The sequence below is a fragment of the Nocardia sp. CA-120079 genome, assembly GCF_050955745.1.
Lineage (GTDB): Bacteria > Actinomycetota > Actinomycetes > Mycobacteriales > Mycobacteriaceae > Nocardia.
The window spans coordinates 8918200-8940572 of the sequence record NZ_CP192088.1 but is presented as its reverse complement, the minus strand read 5'-3'; the positions used below and the strand labels follow the sequence as shown (position 1 = coordinate 8940572).

20 protein-coding genes are annotated in these 22373 nt (G+C 65.7%); 9 read left to right on the top strand and 11 right to left on the bottom strand.

Annotated elements, in window-relative coordinates; all coding sequences use genetic code 11:
• Positions 1–18 precede the first annotated feature (18 nt).
• Positions 19–447, bottom strand: coding sequence for a YccF domain-containing protein (locus ACQPYR_RS40375; protein WP_387286236.1), 429 nt, complete (start codon positions 445–447; stop codon positions 19–21).
• A gap of 413 nt (positions 448–860) precedes the next feature.
• A complete protein-coding gene (locus ACQPYR_RS40370) occupies positions 861–2066 on the bottom strand; it encodes a GNAT family N-acetyltransferase (RefSeq protein ID WP_433624934.1) in 1206 nt (401 codons plus the stop codon).
• A gap of 239 nt (positions 2067–2305) precedes the next feature.
• Between ACQPYR_RS40370 and ACQPYR_RS40365 the strand changes: the two genes are divergently transcribed.
• Both ACQPYR_RS40365 and ACQPYR_RS40360 read left to right on the top strand, forming a co-directional pair.
• Complete coding sequence (locus ACQPYR_RS40365) at positions 2306–3109, top strand: TrmH family RNA methyltransferase (RefSeq protein WP_433624932.1); 804 nt, start codon at positions 2306–2308, stop codon at positions 3107–3109.
• On the top strand, positions 3106–3417 hold the full coding sequence (locus tag ACQPYR_RS40360) for a DUF2537 domain-containing protein (RefSeq protein ID WP_433624930.1): 312 nt from the start codon (positions 3106–3108) through the stop codon (positions 3415–3417). Before ACQPYR_RS40365 ends, ACQPYR_RS40360 begins: the two co-directional genes overlap by 4 nt.
• A 7-nt stretch (positions 3418–3424) precedes the next feature.
• Here the strand turns inward: ACQPYR_RS40360 and ACQPYR_RS40355 are convergent, their stop codons facing one another.
• The 3 genes from ACQPYR_RS40355 to serC all read right to left on the bottom strand — a co-directional run bounded on the left by ACQPYR_RS40355 (position 3425) and on the right by serC (position 7032).
• Positions 3425–4168 carry a DUF6928 family protein gene (locus ACQPYR_RS40355; RefSeq protein ID WP_433624928.1) on the bottom strand — a complete coding sequence of 248 codons (744 nt, stop codon included), beginning with the start codon at positions 4166–4168 and terminating at the stop codon, positions 3425–3427.
• A 411-nt stretch (positions 4169–4579) separates the two neighbouring features.
• Positions 4580–5707 carry a septation protein SepH gene (sepH, locus tag ACQPYR_RS40350; protein ID WP_433624926.1) on the bottom strand — a complete coding sequence of 376 codons (1128 nt, stop codon included), beginning with the start codon at positions 5705–5707 and terminating at the stop codon, positions 4580–4582.
• 200 nt (positions 5708–5907) lie between these two features.
• Complete coding sequence (serC, locus tag ACQPYR_RS40345; protein WP_433624924.1) at positions 5908–7032, bottom strand: phosphoserine transaminase; 1125 nt, start codon at positions 7030–7032, stop codon at positions 5908–5910.
• Between the two features lie 64 nt (positions 7033–7096).
• Here serC and ACQPYR_RS40340 point away from each other — a divergent pair, with 64 nt between their 5' ends.
• Entirely contained in the window at positions 7097–7741 is a 645-nt protein-coding gene (locus ACQPYR_RS40340; RefSeq protein WP_433624922.1) for a hypothetical protein, read from the top strand.
• Between the two features lie 31 nt (positions 7742–7772).
• Here ACQPYR_RS40340 and ACQPYR_RS40335 read toward each other — a convergent pair whose 3' ends face one another.
• From ACQPYR_RS40335 to ACQPYR_RS40320, 4 genes are all read right to left on the bottom strand, one after another.
• Positions 7773–8363, bottom strand: coding sequence for a GTP-binding protein (locus ACQPYR_RS40335; RefSeq protein ID WP_063047681.1), 591 nt, complete (start codon positions 8361–8363; stop codon positions 7773–7775).
• Positions 8360–11080, bottom strand: coding sequence for an ATP-binding protein (locus ACQPYR_RS40330; RefSeq protein WP_433624920.1), 2721 nt, complete (start codon positions 11078–11080; stop codon positions 8360–8362). The genes ACQPYR_RS40335 and ACQPYR_RS40330 overlap by 4 nt, the downstream gene beginning before the upstream one ends.
• 284 nt (positions 11081–11364) lie before the next feature.
• Positions 11365–12225: a polysaccharide deacetylase family protein gene (locus ACQPYR_RS40325; protein WP_433624918.1), complete on the bottom strand. Its 861-nt coding sequence runs from the start codon at positions 12223–12225 to the stop codon at positions 11365–11367.
• Positions 12226–12734: 509 nt separating this feature from the next.
• Positions 12735–13883, bottom strand: coding sequence for a citrate synthase 2 (locus ACQPYR_RS40320; protein ID WP_433624916.1), 1149 nt, complete (start codon positions 13881–13883; stop codon positions 12735–12737).
• Between the two features lie 190 nt (positions 13884–14073).
• On the opposite strand from ACQPYR_RS40320, the gene pdxH reads away from it, so the two are divergent.
• From pdxH to ACQPYR_RS40300, 4 genes are all read left to right on the top strand, one after another.
• Entirely contained in the window at positions 14074–14778 is a 705-nt protein-coding gene (pdxH, locus tag ACQPYR_RS40315; protein WP_063047570.1) for a pyridoxamine 5'-phosphate oxidase, read from the top strand.
• 57 nt (positions 14779–14835) lie between these two features.
• Positions 14836–16137: an MFS transporter gene (locus ACQPYR_RS40310; protein WP_433624913.1), complete on the top strand. Its 1302-nt coding sequence runs from the start codon at positions 14836–14838 to the stop codon at positions 16135–16137.
• A gap of 138 nt (positions 16138–16275) precedes the next feature.
• The gene (locus tag ACQPYR_RS40305) at positions 16276–17580 is read left to right on the top strand and encodes a citrate synthase (RefSeq protein ID WP_084509660.1); all 1305 of its coding nucleotides are present in this window, start codon (positions 16276–16278) and stop codon (positions 17578–17580) included.
• 42 nt (positions 17581–17622) lie between these two features.
• Complete coding sequence (locus tag ACQPYR_RS40300) at positions 17623–17982, top strand: FKBP-type peptidyl-prolyl cis-trans isomerase (protein WP_387286213.1); 360 nt, start codon at positions 17623–17625, stop codon at positions 17980–17982.
• On the opposite strand, the gene ACQPYR_RS40295 is transcribed toward ACQPYR_RS40300, so the two are convergent.
• A complete protein-coding gene (locus tag ACQPYR_RS40295; protein WP_433624910.1) occupies positions 17969–18298 on the bottom strand; it encodes a hypothetical protein in 330 nt (109 codons plus the stop codon). The genes ACQPYR_RS40300 and ACQPYR_RS40295 overlap by 14 nt on opposite strands.
• Before the next feature lie 38 nt (positions 18299–18336).
• Complete coding sequence (locus tag ACQPYR_RS40290) at positions 18337–19167, bottom strand: LppX_LprAFG lipoprotein (protein ID WP_433624907.1); 831 nt, start codon at positions 19165–19167, stop codon at positions 18337–18339.
• A 431-nt stretch (positions 19168–19598) separates the two neighbouring features.
• Between ACQPYR_RS40290 and ACQPYR_RS40285 the strand changes: the two genes are divergently transcribed.
• Positions 19599–21071: a cytochrome b5 domain-containing protein gene (locus ACQPYR_RS40285; protein WP_364488952.1), complete on the top strand. Its 1473-nt coding sequence runs from the start codon at positions 19599–19601 to the stop codon at positions 21069–21071.
• Between the two features lie 88 nt (positions 21072–21159).
• On the top strand, positions 21160–22341 hold the full coding sequence (locus tag ACQPYR_RS40280; protein ID WP_433635373.1) for a type III polyketide synthase: 1182 nt from the start codon (positions 21160–21162) through the stop codon (positions 22339–22341).
• Positions 22342–22373: the final 32 nt, after the last annotated feature.

Below are 22373 nucleotides of genomic sequence, written 5' to 3'. Positions count from 1 at the left end.
CATCCTGGACCCTGGTTGCTAGCGAGGTACGTAGCCACCGCGGGTGTATTGGGCGCCGAATGGCTGGTCGCTGTCCACGATTTCGCGGCCGAGGGGGAACAGCGAGATCGGGATCAGCTTGAGGTTCGCCCAGCCGAAGGGGATGCCGATGATCGAGATGAACAAGGGGATGCTGGTGAGCAGATGGCCGAGCGCCAGCCACCAACCGGCGACGATGAACCAGATGATGTTGCCGATCATCGAACCGACACCCGCGGAAGGTTTTTCGACCGTGGTGCGTCCGAACGGCCAGAGCACATAGGTCGCGATCCGGAACGAAGCGATACCCCAGGGGATCGTGATGATCAGAACGCAGCAGATGATGCCCGCGACAATGTAGCCGAGCGCCATCCAGAACCCCACGATTACGAGCCACAGGATATTGAGCACCAGCTGAATCGGCTTCATGAATCCAGCATGCCAGCCCACCTCGCCTCCGGACATCACTCCCGAGTACGAGGTCGGCTCAGGGATATCCCCGATCAGCGAAACCAGCGCCTGACCGGCCGCCTCGGCACGGCGGTCATCAGCGGATTCGGCCGCTCAGAACTGCTCAGTTCGGCAAACGCAGGCCCCGAGGCAGCCAGGCTCTCAGAAATCCCCGAAACTGCGGCTGGGCGGCTCACCCATTCAACTCGAATGAAGAACCGGGCGTGCGGCAGGGACGGCCCGCTACGCGGGAGCAGACCAACTGGCGGGACAAGTCCCATTCGGCTGAACCAGGCCGGCCCGCAGCGACGACCCAGCTCCGCGGGAGCGGACCGGCTGGCGGACCAACCCGATCCGGCGGGGCCGAGCTGACCCAACAGCGACAGCCCAGCTCAGAAGAACCAGCCGAGCACCGCGTCTCGTTCCGCCCCGAATGCCTCGTCGAGGGCGCGTAGCTGCACGGCGTCCTTGGCTTGCAGGCGGTTGGCGGCTGCGAAGACGCGGGCCGGGTAGGCGCCCAGGTACATCGAGGCCAAAACGTCGATGCCGAGTTCGAAGTCGGGTGTGCGGGTGGTGGGTGTGCATTCGGCGATGCCGTCGCGCACCGTGAGCGCGAAGGTGCCGCCTGCATTGCGGAACGGATCCTGTACTGCGAGAACGATATCGAGATCGCGGAGGTATGAGCGAGCGGTCAGGGCGGCGGGAACATCCATGAGACGCAACCACAGTGTGTCGTAGCGCGCCTTCGTGCGCACGAGTCGCAGATCGGTGAGCAGATACGGGAGCGGATCGTTGTCGGTGATCGACGCCTCGACGTGGCTGCACAGCTCCAATCCGAATAGCGCCCGCCACAGCGCGATATCGGCTTCCGGGGTCACCGCGCGCATGTTCTCGACCACCGCGACCATCCCGTGTTCGCGCCGGTGATAGCGGTACAGCGCATACCCGTCCGGGTGCAGGAATGCGAAAAGGTCGGTGCCGCCGTTGCGGAACGCCGGCGGATCGTCGAGCTCCATTCGCCAGCGGGCCTCGGGACGTGCCTGCGCACCGGGCACCAGCCGCCGCCACCGGTCGTAGATCGCGCGCATCGGCGCGCCCGCGTCGGCCAGGGTGCTGAGCACCACGCCGCCCGGATCGGGTGTGGATGGCAGGAACTCGACGAAGCGCCGATCGATCGAGACCGCGTTCTCCCGAATCGACGGTCCGTACCCGAACCGACCGTAGATGGCGCCCTGACTCGCGGTGAAGATGGTCAATGCGAGCCCGTCCGCCTCGGTGCGTCGATGCTGCTCGGTGTAGATGGCCCGCAGAATCCCGCGCCGTCGGTGCGTCGGCGAGACTCCGACGCCGGCGATTCCGCAGGCCTCGACGGTGCGTTCGCCGGGCACCGTCAGCGTCATCCGAGTCGACCTGGCATGTCCGACGACGCGACCGTCATCGATGGCGAGGATCGCCTCCTCGGTCGGCCAGAGTTGCGCCCGCAATCGCGCATGCGCCGGATCACCGCGCATCCCGAACGAGGTGTCGCCGAGCAACTGAATGGCCGCCACGTCATCCTCGGTGGCCGACCGAATGGTGATGCCGGGTATCAGCGTCATCCCTCGACGATCGCACGCTCCCCGACCCGCCCGCACCCGAATTACCGCCACTTCGTACGGATCGACGCTCGCACGGTACGGACCGCAGGTGTCCGGTCCGTACAGCCGATCGACGACGTTGACCTGTGTTCTTGCCGATGTGTACGCCGACCGGCGTTGCCGACCGAGAACCGTCACCGGTGTCGGCCGATGATGGATCCGATTGTGGCCGGGCGGGGTCGGCGCGGCAGGATGATGTCGTGGCTGATGTGATCGATATCGACGATCCCGCTGATCCGCGAGTCGATGACTTTCGCGATCTGAAGTCGGCGGATCGGCGGCCGGATCTGCCTGGGCGCAAGGGGTTGGTGATCGCGGAGGGGGTGGTGGTCGTCCAGCGGATGTTGGACTCGCGGTTTCGGCCGAGTGCGCTGCTCGGGGTGGAGAAGCGGCGGGTGGAACTCGCGCAGGATCTGGCGCGGATCGATGTGCCGTATTACCGGGCGAGTGCCGAGGTGATGGCGGAGGTGGTCGGGTTCCATCTCAATCGCGGAGTGCTCGCGGTGGCGCGCAGGCCCGCGGAGTTGACCGTGGACGACGTCATCGAGCGGGCCCGCACCGTCGCGGTGTTGGAGGGCGTGAATGATCACGAGAATCTCGGCTCGATGTTCCGTAATGCCGCTGGACTCGGCGTCGAGGCGATTCTGTTCGGCGATCGGTGCGCCGATCCGCTGTATCGGCGTGCGGTGCGGGTGTCGATGGGGCATGTGCTGCGGGTGCCGTTCGCGCAACTGCCGAAGTGGCCGGAGGGGCTGGATGTGTTGCGGAGCAACGGATTCCAGATCATCGCGCTCACCCCGAACCCGGCTGCGGTGAATTTGGCGACGGCGATGACAGGGGAGCGGGTGGCGCTGCTGCTCGGCGCGGAGGGACCCGGATTGACCGAGGAAGCCATGCGGGCCACCGACATTCGAGCCCGCATCCCGATGTCACCCGGCACCGATTCGCTCAATGTGGCGACCGCGGCCGCCATGGCGTTCTATGAACGGGTGAGGACGTCGTGAGTTACTTCCCGAACGGGGCGTACCGGCCATACCAGCCGTACCAGGATCCGACCCCGTGGGCCGCCGGGCTCACCGTCGCGACCATGGTCGCACTGCTGACGGCCGTCGCGGTGTACGCATTCGGCTCGGCCTTGGCGGAGGTCCATCCGCTGCTGGCGATCCTGGTCAACCTGGTGGCGGTCGGTGGCGCCGCACCCACTGCCTGGCGCTGGCGCCTGGCACCGGTGACCCGGTGGGTCATCGGTGGCGGCACCGCCGGTGTGTTGCTCGGCTGGCTGGTCCTGATCATCGGCGGCCTGTCGAGTTAGCAGCCCCTTACGAGACGCGGTCCTTGCCGCGCAGCCAGTCGAGCAGACCTCGTCTCGGTTTCGTGTCGCCGTTGTGCTGCTCCAGCGGGATCAGGTCGGCGGGGTCGGGGGCCTGGCCCTTCGGGTAGAGGGTGAATCCGCAGACCGCGATATCGCCTGGCACCAGTGCGCCTTCGGGGGCTGGGGCGCGGTAGTGGAAGCCGAGCCATTCGTTATTGGCGGCGTCGGCGAAATCGGGTGGGTCGAAGGGGAGGGTTTGCGGGTCGGGCAGTTCCCCGGCCTGCCACCGCACGGGATGATCACCGGCCCAATACGAACGCTCCCACACCAGCGGGAGGCCCTCGTCCTCCAGGATGTTCACCCGCGTCGAGCTGAACGAGCGCCGGAATTCGCCACGCTCCCAATGCGCGAACGCGCCCCAGCCGCGATGCGCGTCGAACGAGATCAGATAGGTGTGCTCCGAGGCGAGCGGGCGAACCAGCAACTCCGCCAGCGCCGTCGGATGCGCACGTGCGGCCTGTGCCGAGCACACCACCGTGACCCCGGGATAGCAGCCGATGTACACCTCGTCGGCATCGGGTCCGGCGCAACCGGCCAGCGTGCCGACCATGATCGGCCTGACATCACGGTCCGTGTGCAACTGTTTCGCCAGCGCGAGCGCCGCTTCGGGGTCCGGATCGTGGTTCGCGCGGAGTACCGCCAACGGATCCTGTGCGTCGACGTACCAGAGAGACGAAGCCTTGGACAGCATTTCCGGCACCTCCCGATGGTTGCACCAAACAGCTCCGCAAACTTTGAGCAACCCACGGCGTCCTCTAGCAACTCCCGCTACCGTGAACCGCCCGACGTCGACTCATCAAGTCGACAACACACCGAAAAATCTACCCGTACTCCGGCCCCGACATCGGCCCTTCCGCATTCGAACACGCCAGCAGCCCCCAGAATTCACAGTAGACAGCGCCCGGAATCAAGATCAGGTGGACTCCAGGGCGACATCGCCCCGAGAAGCCCCCGCCACCATGTCCACCTGATCTTGGTCGGGGCGGGCGCCCACGGCTGGCTCCGAACCTGAAGTGGCCGAGACTGTGGGAATCCATCGCTTTCGGAGCGCCGATCCCTGCGCTCCGAGATTCAGCTCGAAACCGCGGCGCAGGAACGAAACTCAGTGGCCCGAGCTACGCACCCCGAGCAACACGTCCTCCCAGGACGGCATCGGCGCCTTCCCCCGCTTGTTCCGAGCTGCCTTCGCAGGCGCCTTCTTCGGCGCTTCCTCGGTAGCAGCGGGCTTGGGGGCAGGCTTCGACGCCTTGGCCGGGGCGGCAGCGGCGGGCGCAGCCGGGGTGCCCGCACCGGCCGGAGCACCACCGGCCGCCGGAGCCGTATTCGTCCCAGCGGTGACCGAAGCGGAACCGCTCGCGGCCGGAATGGCATTCGTGCTCGCGGCGGGTGGAATCGCGGCTGCCGCGCCACCCGCGCTGACCGGCGTACTGCTACCGCCGGCCGCGACGGAACGCTGCTCGTAGTACTCGTCCAACGTCGGCTGGGTCCGGGCCGCCGGACGCGCCGGTGCCGCCGCGGCCTCGCGCGCCGGACGTGCCTCGGCCGGACGAGGTTCCACCGGCCGGGTCTCAACCGGCGGTTCGGGCGCCGCCGGCGCCTCGATCTCCGCCTGCGGCGGCAGGATGGTGGCGAGTCCGCGTAGGGCACGGCCGAAGTCGGGATCGATCAGATCCGAGGCCGGATCGTCGAGCGGGGAAACCGAGCCGCCGTGCGCGTCGGGCTGGTAGCGCCAATGCGCGGCGATCTCGGAACGGCCGTTCTGCCACTGCAATTGCGCGACCCAGAAGCCCTTTTCGTCCTTCCAGGCATCCCACTCGGCATTCTCGAGTGTGTGCCCGCGCTCGGTGAACGCGGCGGTGACGATATCGATGAGGATTTCCACGGCCGGACCGTCGGCGCGCACCGGATGCGCCTTCTGCGCGAGTTCGGCGGCGCGGGCCCGCTCCAGCAGCACCGGATAGGCGAACCGCTCCACGCGACTCAGCGGCATACCGGATTCTTCGGTGACCTGTTCAACGGATGCCCCGGCACGGATACGAGCTTGAATATCGCGGGGACGCATAGTTGCTTCCATCTCGATCTCAATCTGGCCGAATCGGGCAAGGTCTCCGCGTGCCGCGGCTCGAAGCTTGTCGTCGGCGGGCAGCCGGTACTTGGTGCCGGTCTCGGTGTCGATGCACACGATGTGCGTGGAGTCGGGCGTCACCCCGATCACTCGAAGTTCACGCACCGTTACCTCCTTATCGCGTCGGCTCGCGACACCGCCCACTTTCCGAAACAGTAGTGCACTACTGATGATCTCGAGGCAAGACACGCTGGGCGGAAATCTGCGAAAGACCCTCCGCGCCCCGCTAATCTGCTCTATTCAACTCGCTGCGCTACAAGTTACAGCGTGTCGAAAGTGGGCGTGTCGCAATGACCGAGCTCGATTTACCCCAGCTTTTCGACGACCCAGTCGATGCTACGCGTCAGCTGCGAAACATCCTCGGGGTCGATGGCGGGGAACATGCCGACGCGCAGCTGGTTGCGGCCGAGCTTGCGGTAGGGCTCGGTGTCCACGATTCCGTTGGCGCGCAGCACCTTGGCGACGGCGGCCGCATCGACCGATTCGGCGAAGTCGATGGTGCCGACGACCTGTGAGCGGTGCGCCGGATCCGCGACGTACGGGGTGGCGAAGGAGCTCGACTCGGCCCAGGAGTACAGCCGCGACGACGAATCCAGCGTCCGCTTGACCGCCCAGTCCAGTCCGCCGTTGCCGTTGATCCACTCGATCTGGTCGGCGAACAGCAGCAGGGTGCCGAGTGCGGGGGTGTTGTAGGTCTGATCCTTGGTGCTGTTGTCGATCGCGATCGGCAGCGAAAGGAATTCCGGGGTCCAGCGACCCGAAGCCTTGATCTCCTCGACCCGGGCCAGCGCGGCCGGGCTCATCAGCGCGACCCACAGGCCGCCGTCGGAGGCGAAGCACTTCTGCGGTGCGAAGTAGTAGACATCGGCATCGGTGATGTTGACCGGCAGACCGCCCGCACCGGAGGTGGCGTCGATGGCGATCAGCGCGTTCTCCGAACCCGCCGGACGCTGCACCGGGATCGAAACACCGGTGGAGGTTTCGTTGTGTGCCCAGCCGATGAGGTCGGCCGACGGGTCCGAAACCGGCTCGGGCGCACTGCCCGGCTCCGCCGAGACCACGATCGGATCGCCGATGAACGGGTTGCCCTTGGCCACCGCGGCGAACTTCGAGCTGAACTCACCGTTGGTCAGGTGCAGCGAGCGCTCACGGATCAGACCGAAGGCGGCGGCATCCCAGAACGCCGTGGTGCCACCGTTGCCCAGCACCACCTCGTAGCCGTCGGGCAGCGCGAAGAGCTCGCGCAGGCCGCTGCGCACGCGTGCGACCACATCCTTGACCGGCTTCTGCCGGTGACTGGTTCCGAACACCGAGGCGCCGACGGATACCAGAGACTGCAACTGCTCCGGGCGCACCTTGGAGGGGCCACAGCCGAACCGTCCGTCGGCGGGCTTGAGATCGTCGGGAATGATCGGGAACTCAGCGGTCATGGCCATCAGGGTAGACGGTGGTAATGCTGTGACTCTGACCACACTCCGGCTAACGTTATCGCCCATGAACCTTGCGTCGGCTAACACGGGGTGGCGAGAGCGCAGCAGGGGGCCGCGGAACTTCGGATTGCGCACGGGCGCGCTATCGGATGCGCAGCGGCGCGAGTTGCTCATGCACGGCGCGATCGGCTCGGCGACCATCCTCGGTGTGCGGCCGCAGCGCAGTGAACCCGGACACGTTTTCTGGATTCGAGTGCAGGCCGAAGGCGCGCTGCCATACGAAACCCGGGTGCGGCAGCGGATGCGCGAGGACGACCTGGAGTGGATGCAGCCCGGTGACGTGGTCGGCTGCCGGGTCGATCCGGGCGATCGCGACCGACTGGTGCTCTATGTGCCCGATATCGCCGAGACCGGCCGGGCGAGCATTTCGAAGATCCTCTCCGACGGCCGCCGCGCCGATGCCACTGTGCTTGCCGCCGCGCCGGTCGCCGCCGACTACGCCGGTCGCGACGACCCGGTGCTGCGCCTGGACCTCGAACTGCGCGCTTGGGACGAGGCGAAACCGTGGCGCGTGCGCCTGATCCAACCGGTACCGCTGGCCGCGATCGGCCTCGTCGATCTGGGCCAACATCTGGAGGTCGCCTTCTTCACCGTCGACCGCGGCGAATCCGTCGCGGTCGACTGGCTTGCCTCCCTCGATGAGGATTAGGCGGCGGCTCGGTATTCGAGCCGCCGTTTCGCTAACTCTTGGCTTTCACCCGCGCCAGCGCATGTCCGGTCAGGGCGATGAGCGCGGTCTTGGCCGATTCCCGGTCCCTGGCGTCGATCATCATCACCGGAACATCGGCGGATAGCGAGAGGGCATCGCGGATGGCCTCCTCGGGAAACTTGGGGGCGCCTTCGAATTCGTTGACCGCGACCAGGAACGGCAGTCCGAGTTCTTCGAAATAGTCGACCGCGGCGAAACTTTCGTCCACTCGACGGGTGTCGACCAGCAGGATCGCGCCGATCGCGCCGAGGCTGAGGTCGTCCCACATGAACCAGAACCGGTGCTGTCCGGGCGTGCCGAACAGGTACAGCACCAGATCGTCGGACAGGGTGATCCGACCGAAATCCATGGCGACCGTGGTGGTCGTCTTGTCCGGGACCGCCGAGGTGTCGTCGATTTCGGAGCTCAGATCGGTCATCAGCGCTTCGGTTTTCAGCGGAACGATATCCGAAACCGCGCCGACCAGCGTAGTTTTGCCGACCCCCATTTCGCCGGCTATCACGATTTTCGCCGAGACCGCGCGGGATGTGGTCTCGGGTGGTGCTTGTTCAGGTGCGGTCATCGAACATCCTCGGCTGCAAGGGGTTTCAACTTACCAGTGGCTCTTCCGTCACGTACCCCCCGCTGATACCGGTTCAATCCTGAGCGGATCGTTTCCGGGTCGCGGCGTGTGCTCGCCGCAGATTCCGTTGCCGCCGACCCCGATTCGGCCCCACCCGGCACCAACTGATTCCCTGGATCTCGTTTCGGTAGCCCGGACGTTGTCCTTTCCGTGATTGTCGGATCCGCTGCCCGCTCTGCCGCAGACCAGCCTTCATCCGCCGCCGAATGCCAATTCGTCAAAACCGGTAGCTCCCCCGTAGTCGGATCCGCCAACCACGCCGACATCATGCCGGCGAAAATCGGCGTTGCCGCTTCCCCCTCGATGGGTTGCGTCGATCCATTCGAAGCAGACCCGTTCGAAGCGGATTCGGCTGTCTCCGCCGAATCCCCCTCTTCGGATTGGAAGAACGAGGTCGTCTTCGCCACCCGCTCCTGCGGCCCGGTCGGGGGACCCGAATCGGCCACGCTAGCCGACCGCGGTGGCGCGCCGGCCGCCGCGGTGGTGCTCGACGGCTTCGTAGCCGCCCCACCCGCTTTGCGCCGACCTTTGCGGTTGACTCCCGGAACCCGTTTCGGCAGACCATAACTGGTGATCACCGGCGCTGCCGCGGGCGCATCCGCCGCAGGTTCGGCCGGCTTGGGTGCGGCCGACGGCGGCGCACCGATCCGACGTGCCGGGGGTTCGGTCTTGGCAACAGGTGTGACCGCCTTGGCCGCGGGTTCGGCAACACCCGCGCCCGCCTCGGCGGTCGCCTTGGTGCCGAGCGTGTCCCGATGCACCGGAATGACCGGCTTCAGCGTCGACGGATCCTCCGCATCCTGCGACGGCACCTCGATCAGCGCGGGCGGAATGTGCAGGCTCGCGGTGATTCCCGGACTGAGCGCGCGATCGTGGGTCCGGCGCAGTCGAACCGTGATGCCATGCCGCTCGGCGAGTTTGCCGACCACGAACATGCCCATCTGCCGGGTCGTCGCGACGGTGACCACCGTCGGCGTCGCCAACCGCTCGTTGATCTCGTTCAGTTCGCTCGCCGTGATGCCGATGCCCTCGTCGATGACCTCGATGAGCAGGCCGCCCTCAGAGGTCCGGCTGTAGGCGAAGGTGACATCGCTGTCGGGCGGTGAGGCCCGCAGCGCGTTCTCCAGCATCTCCGCGATCAGATGCACCACATCGGTGGCCGCGATGCCCGCGACCCAACCGTCCGGTGTGGCACCGGATTTGACCCGCTGATAGTCCTCGACCTCGGAGACCGCGGCGCGCAGAATATCGCGCACCTCGACCGGTCCGGACCGATCGTGGCGCGACCGCGTTCCGGCCAGCACCAGCAGATTCGCGCTGTTGCGCCGCATGCGCGCGGCCAGGTGGTCGAGCCGGAAGAGCTGGCCGAGCCGATCAGGGTCCTTCTCCTCGAATTCGAGCGCCTCGATCATGCTGAGCTGGCGATCCACCAGCGTCTGGCTGCGCCGCGCCATGGTCTCGAACATGTCGTTGACCTGATCGCGCAGCAGTTGCTGCTGTGCGGCGAGTTTGAGTGCCTGGGTGTGCAAACCGTCGACGGTGCGGGCGATTTCGCCGATCTCCTCACCGGTGTGCACCGGCACCGGTTTCACCTCGATGTCCTCGAGCTGGGCGCCGCGCATGATCCGTTCGACCTCGCTCGGGAGGTCGATCTCGGCGAGTTCGCTGGCACCGGCCCGCAGCCTGCGTAGCGGCTGTAGCAGTGAGTGGGCGACCCATAGCGCGAGTGCGAGCGCCGCGACCACGGTCCCGAGCACCACCAGCGAGGCCTGCACGGCCGCGGATCGGGCCTCGGCGACCTTGTCGTCGACATCGTGGATGACGCCCTGCACGATCTGGCGCGTCAATCCGGTGAAGACATCGCGGGATTCGATGGCCAGCCGCCGCAATTCGACCAAGTCGACGACGTGCGTGTGCATCGCGGACTCGATCATGTCCTTGAGCACGGCATTATTTGGCCGCACCACCCGGTCGAGGTCGGGCTTCGCCGAGGGCATTACCCGCTCGATAGCATCGCCCATGGCCAGGATGCGTCCCTGCGCGGTGTGAAAACTCTCGGCCTGAGACGGCTGTTGGACGGCCGACATGGCTGCCATCAGCCAGTTGAAGCCCTCGACCTTGCCGGCCAGCACATCGGAGATTTGCGCCTTGGCGGCCACGACCGAGCCGACACCGATCGGGGTGAGCAGTTTGTCCACGGTGCCGATGGCATCGGCGACAATCGCGTTGTTGAGCTCGATGGCCTTCACCGGATCGCCGCCGCCCTTACCGCCCGAGCGGATGACCTCGCTGGTCGCGGTCATCTGCTTCAGCGCCCTGGCGACCGTCGCATCGATGCCCTTGCGTCCCGCACGAACCGTCGCTTCGGTAATAGCCGTTGACAATTCGACCAGGTCCTGGTCGGTGGTGGTGCCGTAGACCTGCCCGCCTGCGACGGTCGAGGCCGCCGATTCGAGTGCGGTGATCACCGGAATATCGGAGATGCGATCGGCCGCACTGTCGTATTCGGAGTAATCGCGGAAGAAGACCGTCAGGCGCAGACCGCCGAGCAGAATGGCCGCGGCCAGCGGAAGTGCAACGGCCGCGCCGACTTTCCAGCGGACTCGCCATTGCTCGAGATTCCGCCATCGAGTGTGCGCGAAGATTCCCTGCGCCACCCTACATACCGCCTTCCGCTCGGATCGGGCCGATCCGGTCACCTCGCGCTGGCGAAATGCCCGGTGCACGGCCGCAATCCGTCTCACCTTTGTTTTTTCGAGCGACCGGCAGGCGGTCGGCTGACATCGGGACACCGGTCAGCATCGGTACCATACTGGCTTGCCGCCGGGGTTTCGCGTTATTGGCGCGATCCCGGGGGCGTGCACTCCATACCGTAATAATTGCACCCCGCGGCTCACCGGCACGATGGCGTGCCGAGCCCGGCTACGGGTGGCAACGGTGCTCAGAGATGGACAAAGGTGAACCCCGCCGATCGCAGCGCGGGCAGCGCCGCCGTCATGCCTGCGGCCGTTCCGGAATTCGGCCGGTGCATATGCGCCAGCGAGATGGCACCGGGTGCGGCGGCTTTCATCGCATTCTGCACCTGCGTCGCGCTCGCGGTGGCGCCGTAGTCGGCATTGATGCTGAAACCGACCGGCCGCTCACCTAATTCGTTGACGATCGCGACCGCGACATCGTCATAGTGCGCGGTACCCGCGCGGAAGAACCGCGGCGGTTTGCCGAGCAGGGTAGTGAGCCGTTGGTGATTGGCCCAGACCTCGTCGGCGGCCTCCTGCGGCGAGCCGGTGCCCGGGATTTCGTAGGCGGCCCGGCCGGTCACCGACAGCGGCTTGTGCGCCACACCGTGATTAGCCAGCTCGAACAGCGGATTGGCGGCCAATTGCGCGGCGCGACCGGGATTCGCGTCGATCCAGCGTTTATTCAGGAAGAGCGTGGCCGGAATCTGCTGGGAGATGAGCAGATTCAGCAATGTCTCATCGATATCGTTATTTCCGGGCCCGCCGCACGCGTCGAAGGTGACCGCCATCTGTTTGCCGGCCGCCGCGAAAGTGCTTGTGATGCCGTCCATCTCCATGCCCCACCGCGTCGGTTGGGCACCCGCGTGCCGGGCTGCCACCGCCGCGGGGGAGTTGGCCGCGGGGGCCTGCGGCAACGGGGATCTCGGAATGGCCTGCACGTCAACGGCGTTCGCGGCGGTGGTCGTTCTCGATTGCGCGGTGGTCGTTCTGTCCTTGTCGGTACTGCAACCAGCGACGAAAGCCGCAGCCGCGGCACCGAATCCGATCAGCCGCCGCCGCGACACGTTCCTATCCAGCATTCCCCGTTAACTCTCTCTCACAGCGTCCCCCGAGATGCTACGCGGAATGTCGGCAGCGAGATTCCTCGCTCACCCAGCCCCGACGGAGCGAGTCTTACGAGCGACGTCTCGCGGCCGAGCGGCCGAAGCGCCCGCGCTATAGGCGCAGGACTCGACTGTCCGGTGCGTGTGCATCAAGTGCCGAACGATCGGCTATCCGCGACCCCGACGGAGCGAGTCTTACGAGCGACCCGTTCGCGACCCGTCTCGCGTCCGAGTCGTCGAAGCGCATGCGCCGTAGGCGCGAGTCTCGACTGTCTGGTGCGTGTGCATCAAGTGCCGAACGATCGGCTATCCGCGACCCCGACGGAGCGAGTCTTACGAGCGACCCGTTCGCGGCCCGTCTCGCGTCCGAGTCGTCGAAGCGCATGCGCCGTAGGCGCGAGTCTCGACGGCTCGGACGCGAGACACCAGGGGGCCGCGAACACGCCGCGGCCACGCGGCCAACAACACAGCTACACGTGCGCGATGGCGGACCAGCCTGCGACGTCCTGCGGCTGGCGTGGGCCGGGGCCGGTGTAGATGGCGGCCGGGCGGACCAGCTTGCCCAGCTGCTTCTGCTCCAGGATGTGGGCACACCAACCGGCGGTGCGGCCACAGGTGAACATCGCAGGCATCATGTGCGCGGGGACCTCGGCGAAGTCCAGGATGACCGCCGCCCAGAATTCCACATTGGTCTCGATGGCACGGTCCGGACGACGCTCGCGCAGTTCGGCGAGCGCGGCCTGCTCCAGCGCGGCGGCGACCTCGAAACGCGGGGCGTTCAGGCGCTGCGCGGTGGCGCGCAGTACCCGGGCACGCGGATCCTCGGCCCGGTAGACCCGGTGGCCGAAGCCCATCAGCTTTTCCTTGCGGTCCAGGATGCCCTTGACCAAAGCGCGTGCGTCACCGGACTTCTCGACGGCCTCGATCATCGGCAGCACACGCGCGGGTGCGCCGCCGTGCAGCGGACCCGACATCGCGCCGATCGCACCGGACAGCGCCGCGGCGACATCGGCGCCGGTCGAGGCGATGACTCGCGCGGTGAAGGTGGAGGCGTTCATGCCGTGCTCGGCTGCCGAAACCCAGTAGGCGTCGATGGCTTCGGTATGCCGCGGATCCGGGTCGCCCTTCCAGCGGGTCATGAACCGCTCGGTCACCGTGGTGCATTCGTCGATCTTCTTCTGCGGTACCGCGGGCTGGTAAATGCCGCGCGCGGACTGCGCGACATAGGACAGCGCCATCACCGAGGCGCGCGCCAGATTCTCCCGCGCGGTCTCGTCATCGATATCCAGCAGTGGCTGGTAGCCCCAGATCGGGGCGAGCATGGCCAGTCCGGCCTGCACGTCGACGCGCACGTCACCGGTGTGCACCGGCAGCGGGAACGGCTCCGCGGGCGGCAGGCCGCGGCCGAATGCACCGTCCACCAGCAGTGCCCACACATCGCCGAAGGTCACTCGCGACCCGACCAGGTCCTGGATGTCGACGCCGCGGTAGCGCAGCGCGCCGCCGTCCTTATCGGGTTCGGCAATATCGGTGGTAAATGCCACCACGCCTTCCAGGCCGCTGACGAAATCAGGGGGTACGGCGGTCTGCCCACTGGGCACCGCATGGCTGGTAGTCATTCTGTGACTCTCCTTGCACTTCGGTTCGTTCCTTGGCGACTGCTTGCAGGTCGCTGGAAAAGGCCTGTTCTCGTCGATGAGGGGTGTGGCTCGCCGAGCACATGCCGATCAACAAAACCTTAGCTCCCTGCTACCGCGGAGTAACGTCTGGCCCATGCGTGACCTGGACAATTCATCTCTCGGTCAGGAAATGGCCGCAAATGATCGGGTTCTTTTCCCGGCGACCGATTTGGCCGCCATGCGAGTCGACTACGGCGGCATGCCATTCGGCAGCGGCGAGGACACCGATCTGGACGAAACCTGGCTGGCAGGCGGCTGGGAGCCGCTGCTGCGGCACTGGATCGAACAGGCCACCGCGGTCGGCATTCCCGAGCCCAATGCCATGGTGGTCGCCACCGTCGCACTCACCGATGTCGGGCCGCGTCCGGTCGCCCGGACGGTGCTGTGTAAAGGCCTCTCACCGGAAGGTGTGACTTTTTACACGAATTACGACTCGGCCAAGGGCAACCAGCTGGCGGGCGTCCCATTCGCGGCCGCGACCTTCGTCTGGCCCGCGCTGGGCCGACAGGTTCACGTGCGTGGGCCGGTCGAGTTGGTCTCCGCCGAGACGACCGCGGTCTACTGGCGCTCCCGGCCACGCGATTCTCAGTTGGGCGCCTGGGCTTCGCGCCAGTCCCGGCCGATCGCCTCACGCGCCGAACTCGATCGCACCCTGGCCGAGACCACCGCACGCTTCGCCGATGTGGACGAGATCCCGGTGCCGCCGCACTGGGGCGGCTACCTGATCCGACCCGACGAGGTGGAGTTCTGGCAGGGTCGCCGGGGTCGGCTGCACAACCGGATCCGGGTGCGGATCAGCGGCGATGTCATGACGGTCGACCGACTACAACCTTAGAAATCGTGGCGACCCCAACCTTGTTGGCCTACTGACCGACTCATTACGCTGCGGTCGGTGAAACTGCTCGCCGACACCACCCCGCTGCGCTATCCCGATTTCCGACGGTTGTGGACCAGCAACATCGTCACCGTCATCGGTTCGCAGTTGGCCGTGGTGGCCGTCCCGCAGCAGATATTCGAGATCACCGGCAGCTCTGGCTATGTCGGCCTGGCCGGTCTGTTCGGCCTGGTCCCACTGATCGTGTTCGGTCTGTGGGGCGGTGCGCTGGCCGATGTGATGGACCGGCGCAAGCTCATGCTCATCACCAACTGCGGCACCGGTTCGACCGCACTCGCCTTCTGGGTGCAGGCCGCGGCCGGATTCGACAACGTCTGGATCGTGCTCGGACTTTTCGCCGTGCAGCAGGCGCTCTTCGCCGTTAATCAGCCGACCCGCAGTGCCGCCATCCCGCGGTTGCTGCCCACCGAACATCTGGCCGCGGCCAGCGCGCTCAGCATGACCGTGCAGCAGACCGGCGCCATTGCCGGGCCGGTGCTCGCGGGTGTGCTGATTCCCGTCGTCGGTCTGTCCACCCTGTATCTGATCGACGCGATCGCACTGCTCGCCACCATCTGGGCGGTGTGGCGGCTGCCCGCCATCCCACCGACCGGAACCGCGCGCAAGGCCGGAATCCGTACCGTCCTGGACGGTTTCGCCTATCTGGCGACGCAGCGCATCCTGCTCGCCTCCTTCGTGGTCGACGTGATCGCCATGGTGTTCGGCATGCCGCGCGCGCTATATCCGCAGATCGCGCACGAGACCTTCGGCGATCCAGCCGGCGGCGGCGTCGCGCTCGGCTTGCTGTTCGCTTCCATCTCGGTCGGCGCGGTGCTCGGCGGAGTGTTCTCCGGCTGGATCTCGCACGTGCGCCGCCAGGGCCTCGCGGTGGTGGTCTGCATCGTGCTCTGGGGGGTGGCCATGGTCGGCTTCGGCATCGCCGTCGGCTGGACCGGTCACGGCCTCGGCATCGGGCCGGGACTGTGGATCGCGTTGGCGTGCTCGGCCTTCGGCGGCGCGGTCGATATGGTTTCGGCCGCGCTGCGCATCGCCATGTTGCAGGCGGTCACCACCGACGAGATGCGCGGCCGCCTGCAAGGCGTGTTCATCGTGATCGTCGCGGGTGGTCCGCGCATCGGTGATGTTGCCCACGGTTTTGCCGCAGCGGCCCTGGGTACCGCGGTCGCCGCGGCGGGTGGCGGCGTGCTGGTCGTTATCGGGGTGTCGCTGGCTGCGCTCGTGTTCCCGGCCTTCGTGCGCTATCGCGTCGCCAGGTCGCACTCGGTGCCGGTGTCCGACAGCGCGACAAACCTCACCTGACGCGAAGTTGTTTGTGAGGTCGACCGGTGGGCACCCTCGTTCTCGGGCCGTGCGAGCAGCGACTAGCGTCTAGGTGAGTGCACCGCCGTGCCGACCGCACCCCGATGCCGACGGTCCTAGCCTGAGAGGGATCCTTCCGTGCCCGAAAAAGACCACATCAACGACGCCAAGCCGATTTTGAGCTACCCCGGCGGCGAATATGCCATGACGATCGCCGAAGCCAAAGAAGGCAATGATGGCGTCGACCTCGGCAAAATGCTGGCCAGCACCGGGTATGTGACCTACGACCCCGGATTCATGAACACCGCGCCGACCAAGTCGGCGATCACCTACATCGACGGCGAAGCGGGCATCCTGCGCTACCGCGGCTACCCGATCGACCAGCTCGCGGAGTCCTCGAACTTCATCGAGGTCAGCTACCTGCTGATCTACGGCGAGCTGCCGACCCAGGCGCAGCTGGACGAGTTCACCGACCGGATCCGCCGCCACACCCTGCTGCACGAGGACCTCAAGCGGTTCTTCGACGGCTTCCCGCGCAACGCGCACCCGATGCCGGTGCTGTCCTCCGCGGTGAACGCGCTTTCGGCGTACTACCAGGACTCACTGGACCCGAAGGATCCCGAGCAGGTCGAGCTGTCGACTATCCGACTACTGGCGAAGCTGCCTACCATCGCGGCCTACTCGTACAAGAAGTCGGTCGGCCAGCCCTTCCTCTACCCGGACAACTCGCTGAGCCTGGTGGAGAACTTCCTGCGGATGACCTTCGGCTTCCCGGCCGAACCCTACGAGGTCGATCCCGAGATCGCCGCCGCACTCGACATGCTGCTGATCCTGCACGCCGACCACGAGCAGAACTGCTCCACCTCGACCGTGCGCCTCGTCGGCTCCTCCGACGCCAACCTGTTCACCTCCGTCTCCGGTGGTATCAACGCGCTGTGGGGCCCGCTGCACGGCGGCGCCAACCAGGCCGTGCTGGAGATGCTGGACGGCATCAAGGCCGAGGGCGGCAACGTCAAGGACTTCATCCGCAAGGTCAAGAACAAGGAAGACGGCGTGAAGCTCATGGGCTTCGGGCACCGCGTCTACCGCAACTACGACCCGCGCGCCTCGATCGCCAAGAAGCATGCCGACGCGATCCTGTCCAAGCTCGGCGGCGACGACGAATTGTTCGATATCGCAAAGTCTCTGGAAGAGGCCGCGCTCACCGACGAGTACTTCATCTCGCGCCAGCTGTACCCGAACGTCGACTTCTACACCGGTGTCATCTACAAGGCCATGGGCTTCCCGACCCGGATGTTCACCGTGCTGTTCGCGATGGGCCGACTGCCGGGCTGGATCGCGCACTGGCGGGAAATGCACAGCGAGCCTTTGAAGATCGGCCGTCCGCGCCAGATCTACACCGGTTACGGTCACCGCGATTACCACGAAATCAACGGCCGCTAATTTCAACCGAATCCATCATCACCTATCAGAGGGGATAGCCGAATGACCAAGCCGGAGATCGAATTCCAGGCGGGCCCAGCGCCCACCGAGCTGGTTATCAAGGACATCGTCGAGGGCGAGGGCGCCGAGGCCGTGCCCGGCGGTGTCGTCGAGGTGCACTATGTCGGCGTGGAATTCGAATCCGGCGAGGAGTTCGACTCCTCCTGGAACCGTGGCGAAGCCATCAGCTTCCCGCTGCGCGGCCTGATCCAGGGCTGGCAGGACGGCATCCCGGGCATGAAAGTCGGCGGCCGCCGCCAACTGACCATTCCGCCGCATCTCGCCTACGGCCCCGCCGGTTCCGGCCACAAGCTTTCCGGCAAGACCCTGGTCTTCGTGATCGACCTGCTCAACGCCAACTGAGCTGAAAACCCAACTGCGGCCTGTGCTCTCGTAGAGCACGGGCCGCAGTCGTCTCACGAGGGCTCGACGGCAGGGTCTGCGGCAGGTGCTGGGAGAGGTTGCCGGTGGTCAGATGCAGTGTGGCCCGCACAAAGCCGAGTACCACGCCGACAGCGACCGGACCGGTCGGAAAGTAGGTCCAGGTCGAGTTGCTGGGCCCACGCCGAGTGCGCCGCAACCAGCGCATTCTCCTCGTCCGATGCCGAAACCGGTAACGCTCGACCAACTCCTGAAACGCGAAAACCGGTCCGGGAGTGCGGATGACGGCTGCTGCCACCGTCATCCATTCCCGGACCGGTTCGCGGTATCTGTGTCCTACTTCGGCGGTGCGGTGACCTTGACCGGCTTACCCCATGCCGACAGCGTCACCTTGATGGTGCCCGGATCCCGTTTGACCACAGCCTGAACCAGGTTCGGGCCGTTGCCGGGGGATGCGGCGTTGGACGGCAGCGCCGATGCCGAACCCGACGGGGGCGCGACATCCGCGATCCACAGGGTGATCGGGAACGTGCCGGCCGGGTCACCCGACTTGGGCACGATGGGGTCGATGACCGTGGACTCGATGGTTCCGGTCACCTTCACGGTGTCGGTGCCGTCGATCTTCTCGCGGCCCTCCACCTTCGGGTTCTTCACCTGAGCGATGAGGTTGGCCAGACCCTTGTCCTTGTCGAGGATCACGCCTGGGTCGTAGATCTGTTCCGCCGGACCGATTTTGGCGTAGGCGGAGGAGCTGCCGGTCTGCGCGTACATCTCCTTGTCGACGACCAGGAACTTGGCCTGGATGAAGTCGGCCTCGGGCTTGGTACGGACCTTCGCCTCGCCGATCGCCTGACCGGCGCCCTGCGGCTGGTTGGTCACATCGGCCGAGACGCTCTCGACCGGAAGGTTGGTGAGGTTGTCCACCTTCAGATTCAGGTGCACGGCCTGCAGGGTCTGGGTGGTCCTGGCGGACTCCTGCACGATCTGCGCGGCATCGGGCAGCTGACCCGAGGGCGGCGCGGACGAGGTCGTCTTGGAATCGGAGCTGGAGTCGCAGCCTGTCACCAGTGCAGCGAACATCGACGCCGCGACCACGGCGGGCACGAGACCCGGTCGGCGAAGTCGGATTCGGTGCGAGGTGCGTGCTCGCGCTGTCAGATCACTCAATGTTCTGCCCCCAGAAGAGTGCGAGGTCGGTACGACCCGGGTGGTTGACGAGGACAGCTGCTGCTGCCGCCCGGTGTAGTGCAGCATTTCGCCCGCCAGATTAGCCTGTCCCACACGCCAACTCGACCCGGCTGTGGGAAGCCGACTTTGACCGAACCGGGCATGCTGCGAGGGCTGACGTTACCCTTGGTTCGGTCTTCTCGCAGAGATCGGGGGGAATCCGACGCGAAAGTTACCGGGTTAAGGGATTGTTTAGTGAGATGTAAGGCGCTGCAAGCACGATGCTGTCACGAAGGCTCAGGCAGTGTGTGTGACTTTGGGGGGACATCCGGTTCGCCGGATGAAGCGCCCCCGCGCCTGTCCGCGATACACGCCATAACCCCGGGGCCGACAACGGCCACCGAACCGCGGATCAGACACGGAGGAATGCGATGACGAACAGCCAACCGGAAGCGGAGGAGCGGGACTTCCGTAGACCGCCCGGCCCTCCGCCCGGTGGTGGCCCGCAACTCTCGAATGTGTGGGTTTACAACGGAAAAGCCTACGATCTGAGCGACTGGATCTCCAAACATCCCGGCGGCGAGTTCTTCATCGGGCGCACGAAAAATCGTGATATCACCTCCATCATCGGGTCCTATCACCGCGATCCCGAGCGAATCGGACGAATGTTGGAGAGATATGCGTTGGGACGCAACGCATTACCCGAGGACATCCATCCGAAGGCGAACGCACCCGACTTCCTCTTCAAAGAGGGTTTCGACAGTTGGCAGGACACTCCGAAGTACCGGTTCGACAATAAAGACGATCTGCTGCACAAGGTCAAGGCGCGGCTGAAAGAGCCGGAGCTGGCCGCGCGATTGCGGCGCATGGACACGATTTTCAACATCGTGGTCGCCGTGCTGGCCGTCGCGTACTTCGCGGTGCAGGGTCTGCGTCTGTTCGAGCGCAGCTGGATGCCGCTGCCCGTCTTCGTCATCCTGATGGTGCTGCTGCGCAGCTCGCTGGCCGGATTCGGCCACTACGCGATCCACCGCGCGCAAAAGGGCCTCAACAAGATCTATACGAATACCTTCGATTTCAATTACGTCGCACTGGCTTTCGTCACCGCGGACGGACACGCGCTGCTGCACCACCCGCATACCCAGAGTGAAGTCGATATCAAGAAGAACGTCTTCACCATGATGATGCGGGTGCCCCGGTTGTATCGGGTGCCGATTCACACCCTCCACAAATTCGGGCACACGGTGACCGGCATGACCATTCGACTCCTCGATGTCTGCCGCCTCACCCGCAAAGTCGGCATCAAAGATATGTACGGAACCTGGGGTGGTGCGCTGCCGCACTTCATCGGTTCGTTCGGGGTGCGCGCGCTATTGCTCGGCGAGTTGGTGGTCTTCACGCTGGCGGGCGACTTCTGGGCCTGGGCACTGCAATTCGTGGTGACGCTGTGGATCAGTACCTTCCTGGTCGTCGCGAGCCACGATTTCGAGGTGGAGGCCGAGGAACTCCCGGCCGCCGATACCGAGGACTGGGCCGTCAATCAGGTCGAGCAGGCCTACGACTTGAAGGTGATCGGAAATCGTTATATCGACTGCTTTCTCGCGGCCGGTTTGAGCTCGCACCGCGTCCATCACGTACTGCCGTTCCAGCGCAGTGGATTCGCCAATATCGCCACCGAGGACGTATTGCGCGAGGAATCGGCGAAATTCGGCATCGAGTGGCTGCCTGCGAAGAGTTTCTTCACCGACCGTTTCCCGAAACTCTGCCGCACCTACCTCTTGTCGCCGTCGCGCGAAGCCGAGGAACGGAATTGGGGCTTCATCCGCGAGCATTGCTCGCCCGGGGCGCTGAAAACCTGTGCGGTCTACACGGTGCAGGGATTCACCGGAATCGGCACGGTCTGAGCCGATTCCGGAGGTCGACCGATCGAACCGCTGGTCAACGGCGGCGCCGATCACCATTTTTCACAAGAACGGGGAGAATTTCGTGTCAATCACTATCGATGAGGGAACGTCGGCGGCTCGTCAGGGGGACGAGCACGGCCGCGGCCTCGTGCAGCACGGGCTGCCGCCCGCGCCGCCTACCACGGTCGGGGTGATCGAGAGCATCGCGACCGGTGCGCCGAGTCAGCTCGTCGATCAGGCCGGCGCCGCCGATCGGGTGGCCGAGCTGTTCACCGATCCGCAACAGCGGGCACGGATTTCGCGGATCTACCAGAAGACGAAGATCGACAGCCGTCGACTCGTCGTCGATCCGCTCGATCCCGACTTCCTGCAGTTCGGCCGGGAGCGCGGCACGATCCGAGACCGGATGAATCTGTTCTACCGCCACGCGGTGCCGCTGGCCGTCGATGTCGCTGGTCGCGCCCTCGCCGGAATCGAGGACGCGGCGGCGGAGATCGGCTTGCTGGTCTTCGTGACCAGCACCGGTTTCATCGCGCCCGGCGTGGATGTCGCGGTGGTGAAGCAGCTCGGGCTTTCGCCGTCGGTGGGTCGGGTCGTGGTGAACTTCATGGGCTGCGCGGCCGCGATGAACGGCATTCGGACGGCCGTGGATTATGTTCGGGCGCATCCGGATAAGCAGGCGATGGTCGTCTGCATCGAGCTGAGCTCGGTGAACGCCGTCTTCGACGACAACATCAACGATGTGATCATCCACAGCCTGTTCGGCGACGGCTGCGGTGCGGTGGTCATCGGCGCCGGTCAGGTCCAGCAGCCGCTGGCACCGGGCCGAGTGGTGATCCGGGACAGCTTCAGCCGGCTCTTCGACGGAGCCGAGGACGGCATCGTGCTCGGTGTCAATCAGAACGGCATAACCTGCGAGCTGTCGGAGAATCTGCCCCAGTACATCTACACCGGGGTCGATCCCGTGATCACCGAGGTCTTGGCCCGCAATGGATTGCAGAAATCCGACGTCGATCTGTGGGCGATCCACCCGGGTGGGCCGAAGATCATCGAGGAGTCCGTGCATTCGCTAGGTATCGCGCCGGAGCGGGCGGCGCTGAGCTGGGATGTCTTGGCCAGGTTCGGCAATATGTTGAGCGTGTCGCTGATTTTCGTGCTGGAACAAATGATTCGGCAGGAAGCGGCGAAGCCGATCTCGACCGGAGTGGCGTTCTCCTTCGCGCCCGGGGTCACCCTCGAAGGCATGATCTTCGACATCATTCGCCGGTAATCGCACCGGTCTCAGCCAAAATCGCCCGTTGA

Bases quoted from the DNA above. Each gene is read 5' to 3' on its own strand.
- ACQPYR_RS40375 (WP_387286236.1), bottom strand. From the start codon at position 447: ATGAAGCCGATTCAGCTGGTGCTCAATATCCTGTGGCTCGTAATCGTG.
- ACQPYR_RS40335 (WP_063047681.1), bottom strand. From the start codon at position 8,363: ATGACCGCACCTGAACAAGCACCACCCGAGACCACATCCCGCGCGGTC.
- ACQPYR_RS40320 (WP_433624916.1), bottom strand. From the start codon at position 13,883: ATGACTACCAGCCATGCGGTGCCCAGTGGGCAGACCGCCGTACCCCCT.
- ACQPYR_RS40370 (WP_433624934.1), bottom strand. From the start codon at position 2,066: ATGACGCTGATACCCGGCATCACCATTCGGTCGGCCACCGAGGATGAC.
- pdxH (WP_063047570.1), top strand. From the start codon at position 14,074: ATGGCCGCAAATGATCGGGTTCTTTTCCCGGCGACCGATTTGGCCGCC.
- ACQPYR_RS40300 (WP_387286213.1), top strand. From the start codon at position 17,623: ATGACCAAGCCGGAGATCGAATTCCAGGCGGGCCCAGCGCCCACCGAG.
- ACQPYR_RS40355 (WP_433624928.1), bottom strand. From the start codon at position 4,168: ATGCTGTCCAAGGCTTCGTCTCTCTGGTACGTCGACGCACAGGATCCG.
- ACQPYR_RS40340 (WP_433624922.1), top strand. From the start codon at position 7,097: ATGAACCTTGCGTCGGCTAACACGGGGTGGCGAGAGCGCAGCAGGGGG.
- serC (WP_433624924.1), bottom strand. From the start codon at position 7,032: ATGACCGCTGAGTTCCCGATCATTCCCGACGATCTCAAGCCCGCCGAC.
- ACQPYR_RS40285 (WP_364488952.1), top strand. From the start codon at position 19,599: ATGACGAACAGCCAACCGGAAGCGGAGGAGCGGGACTTCCGTAGACCG.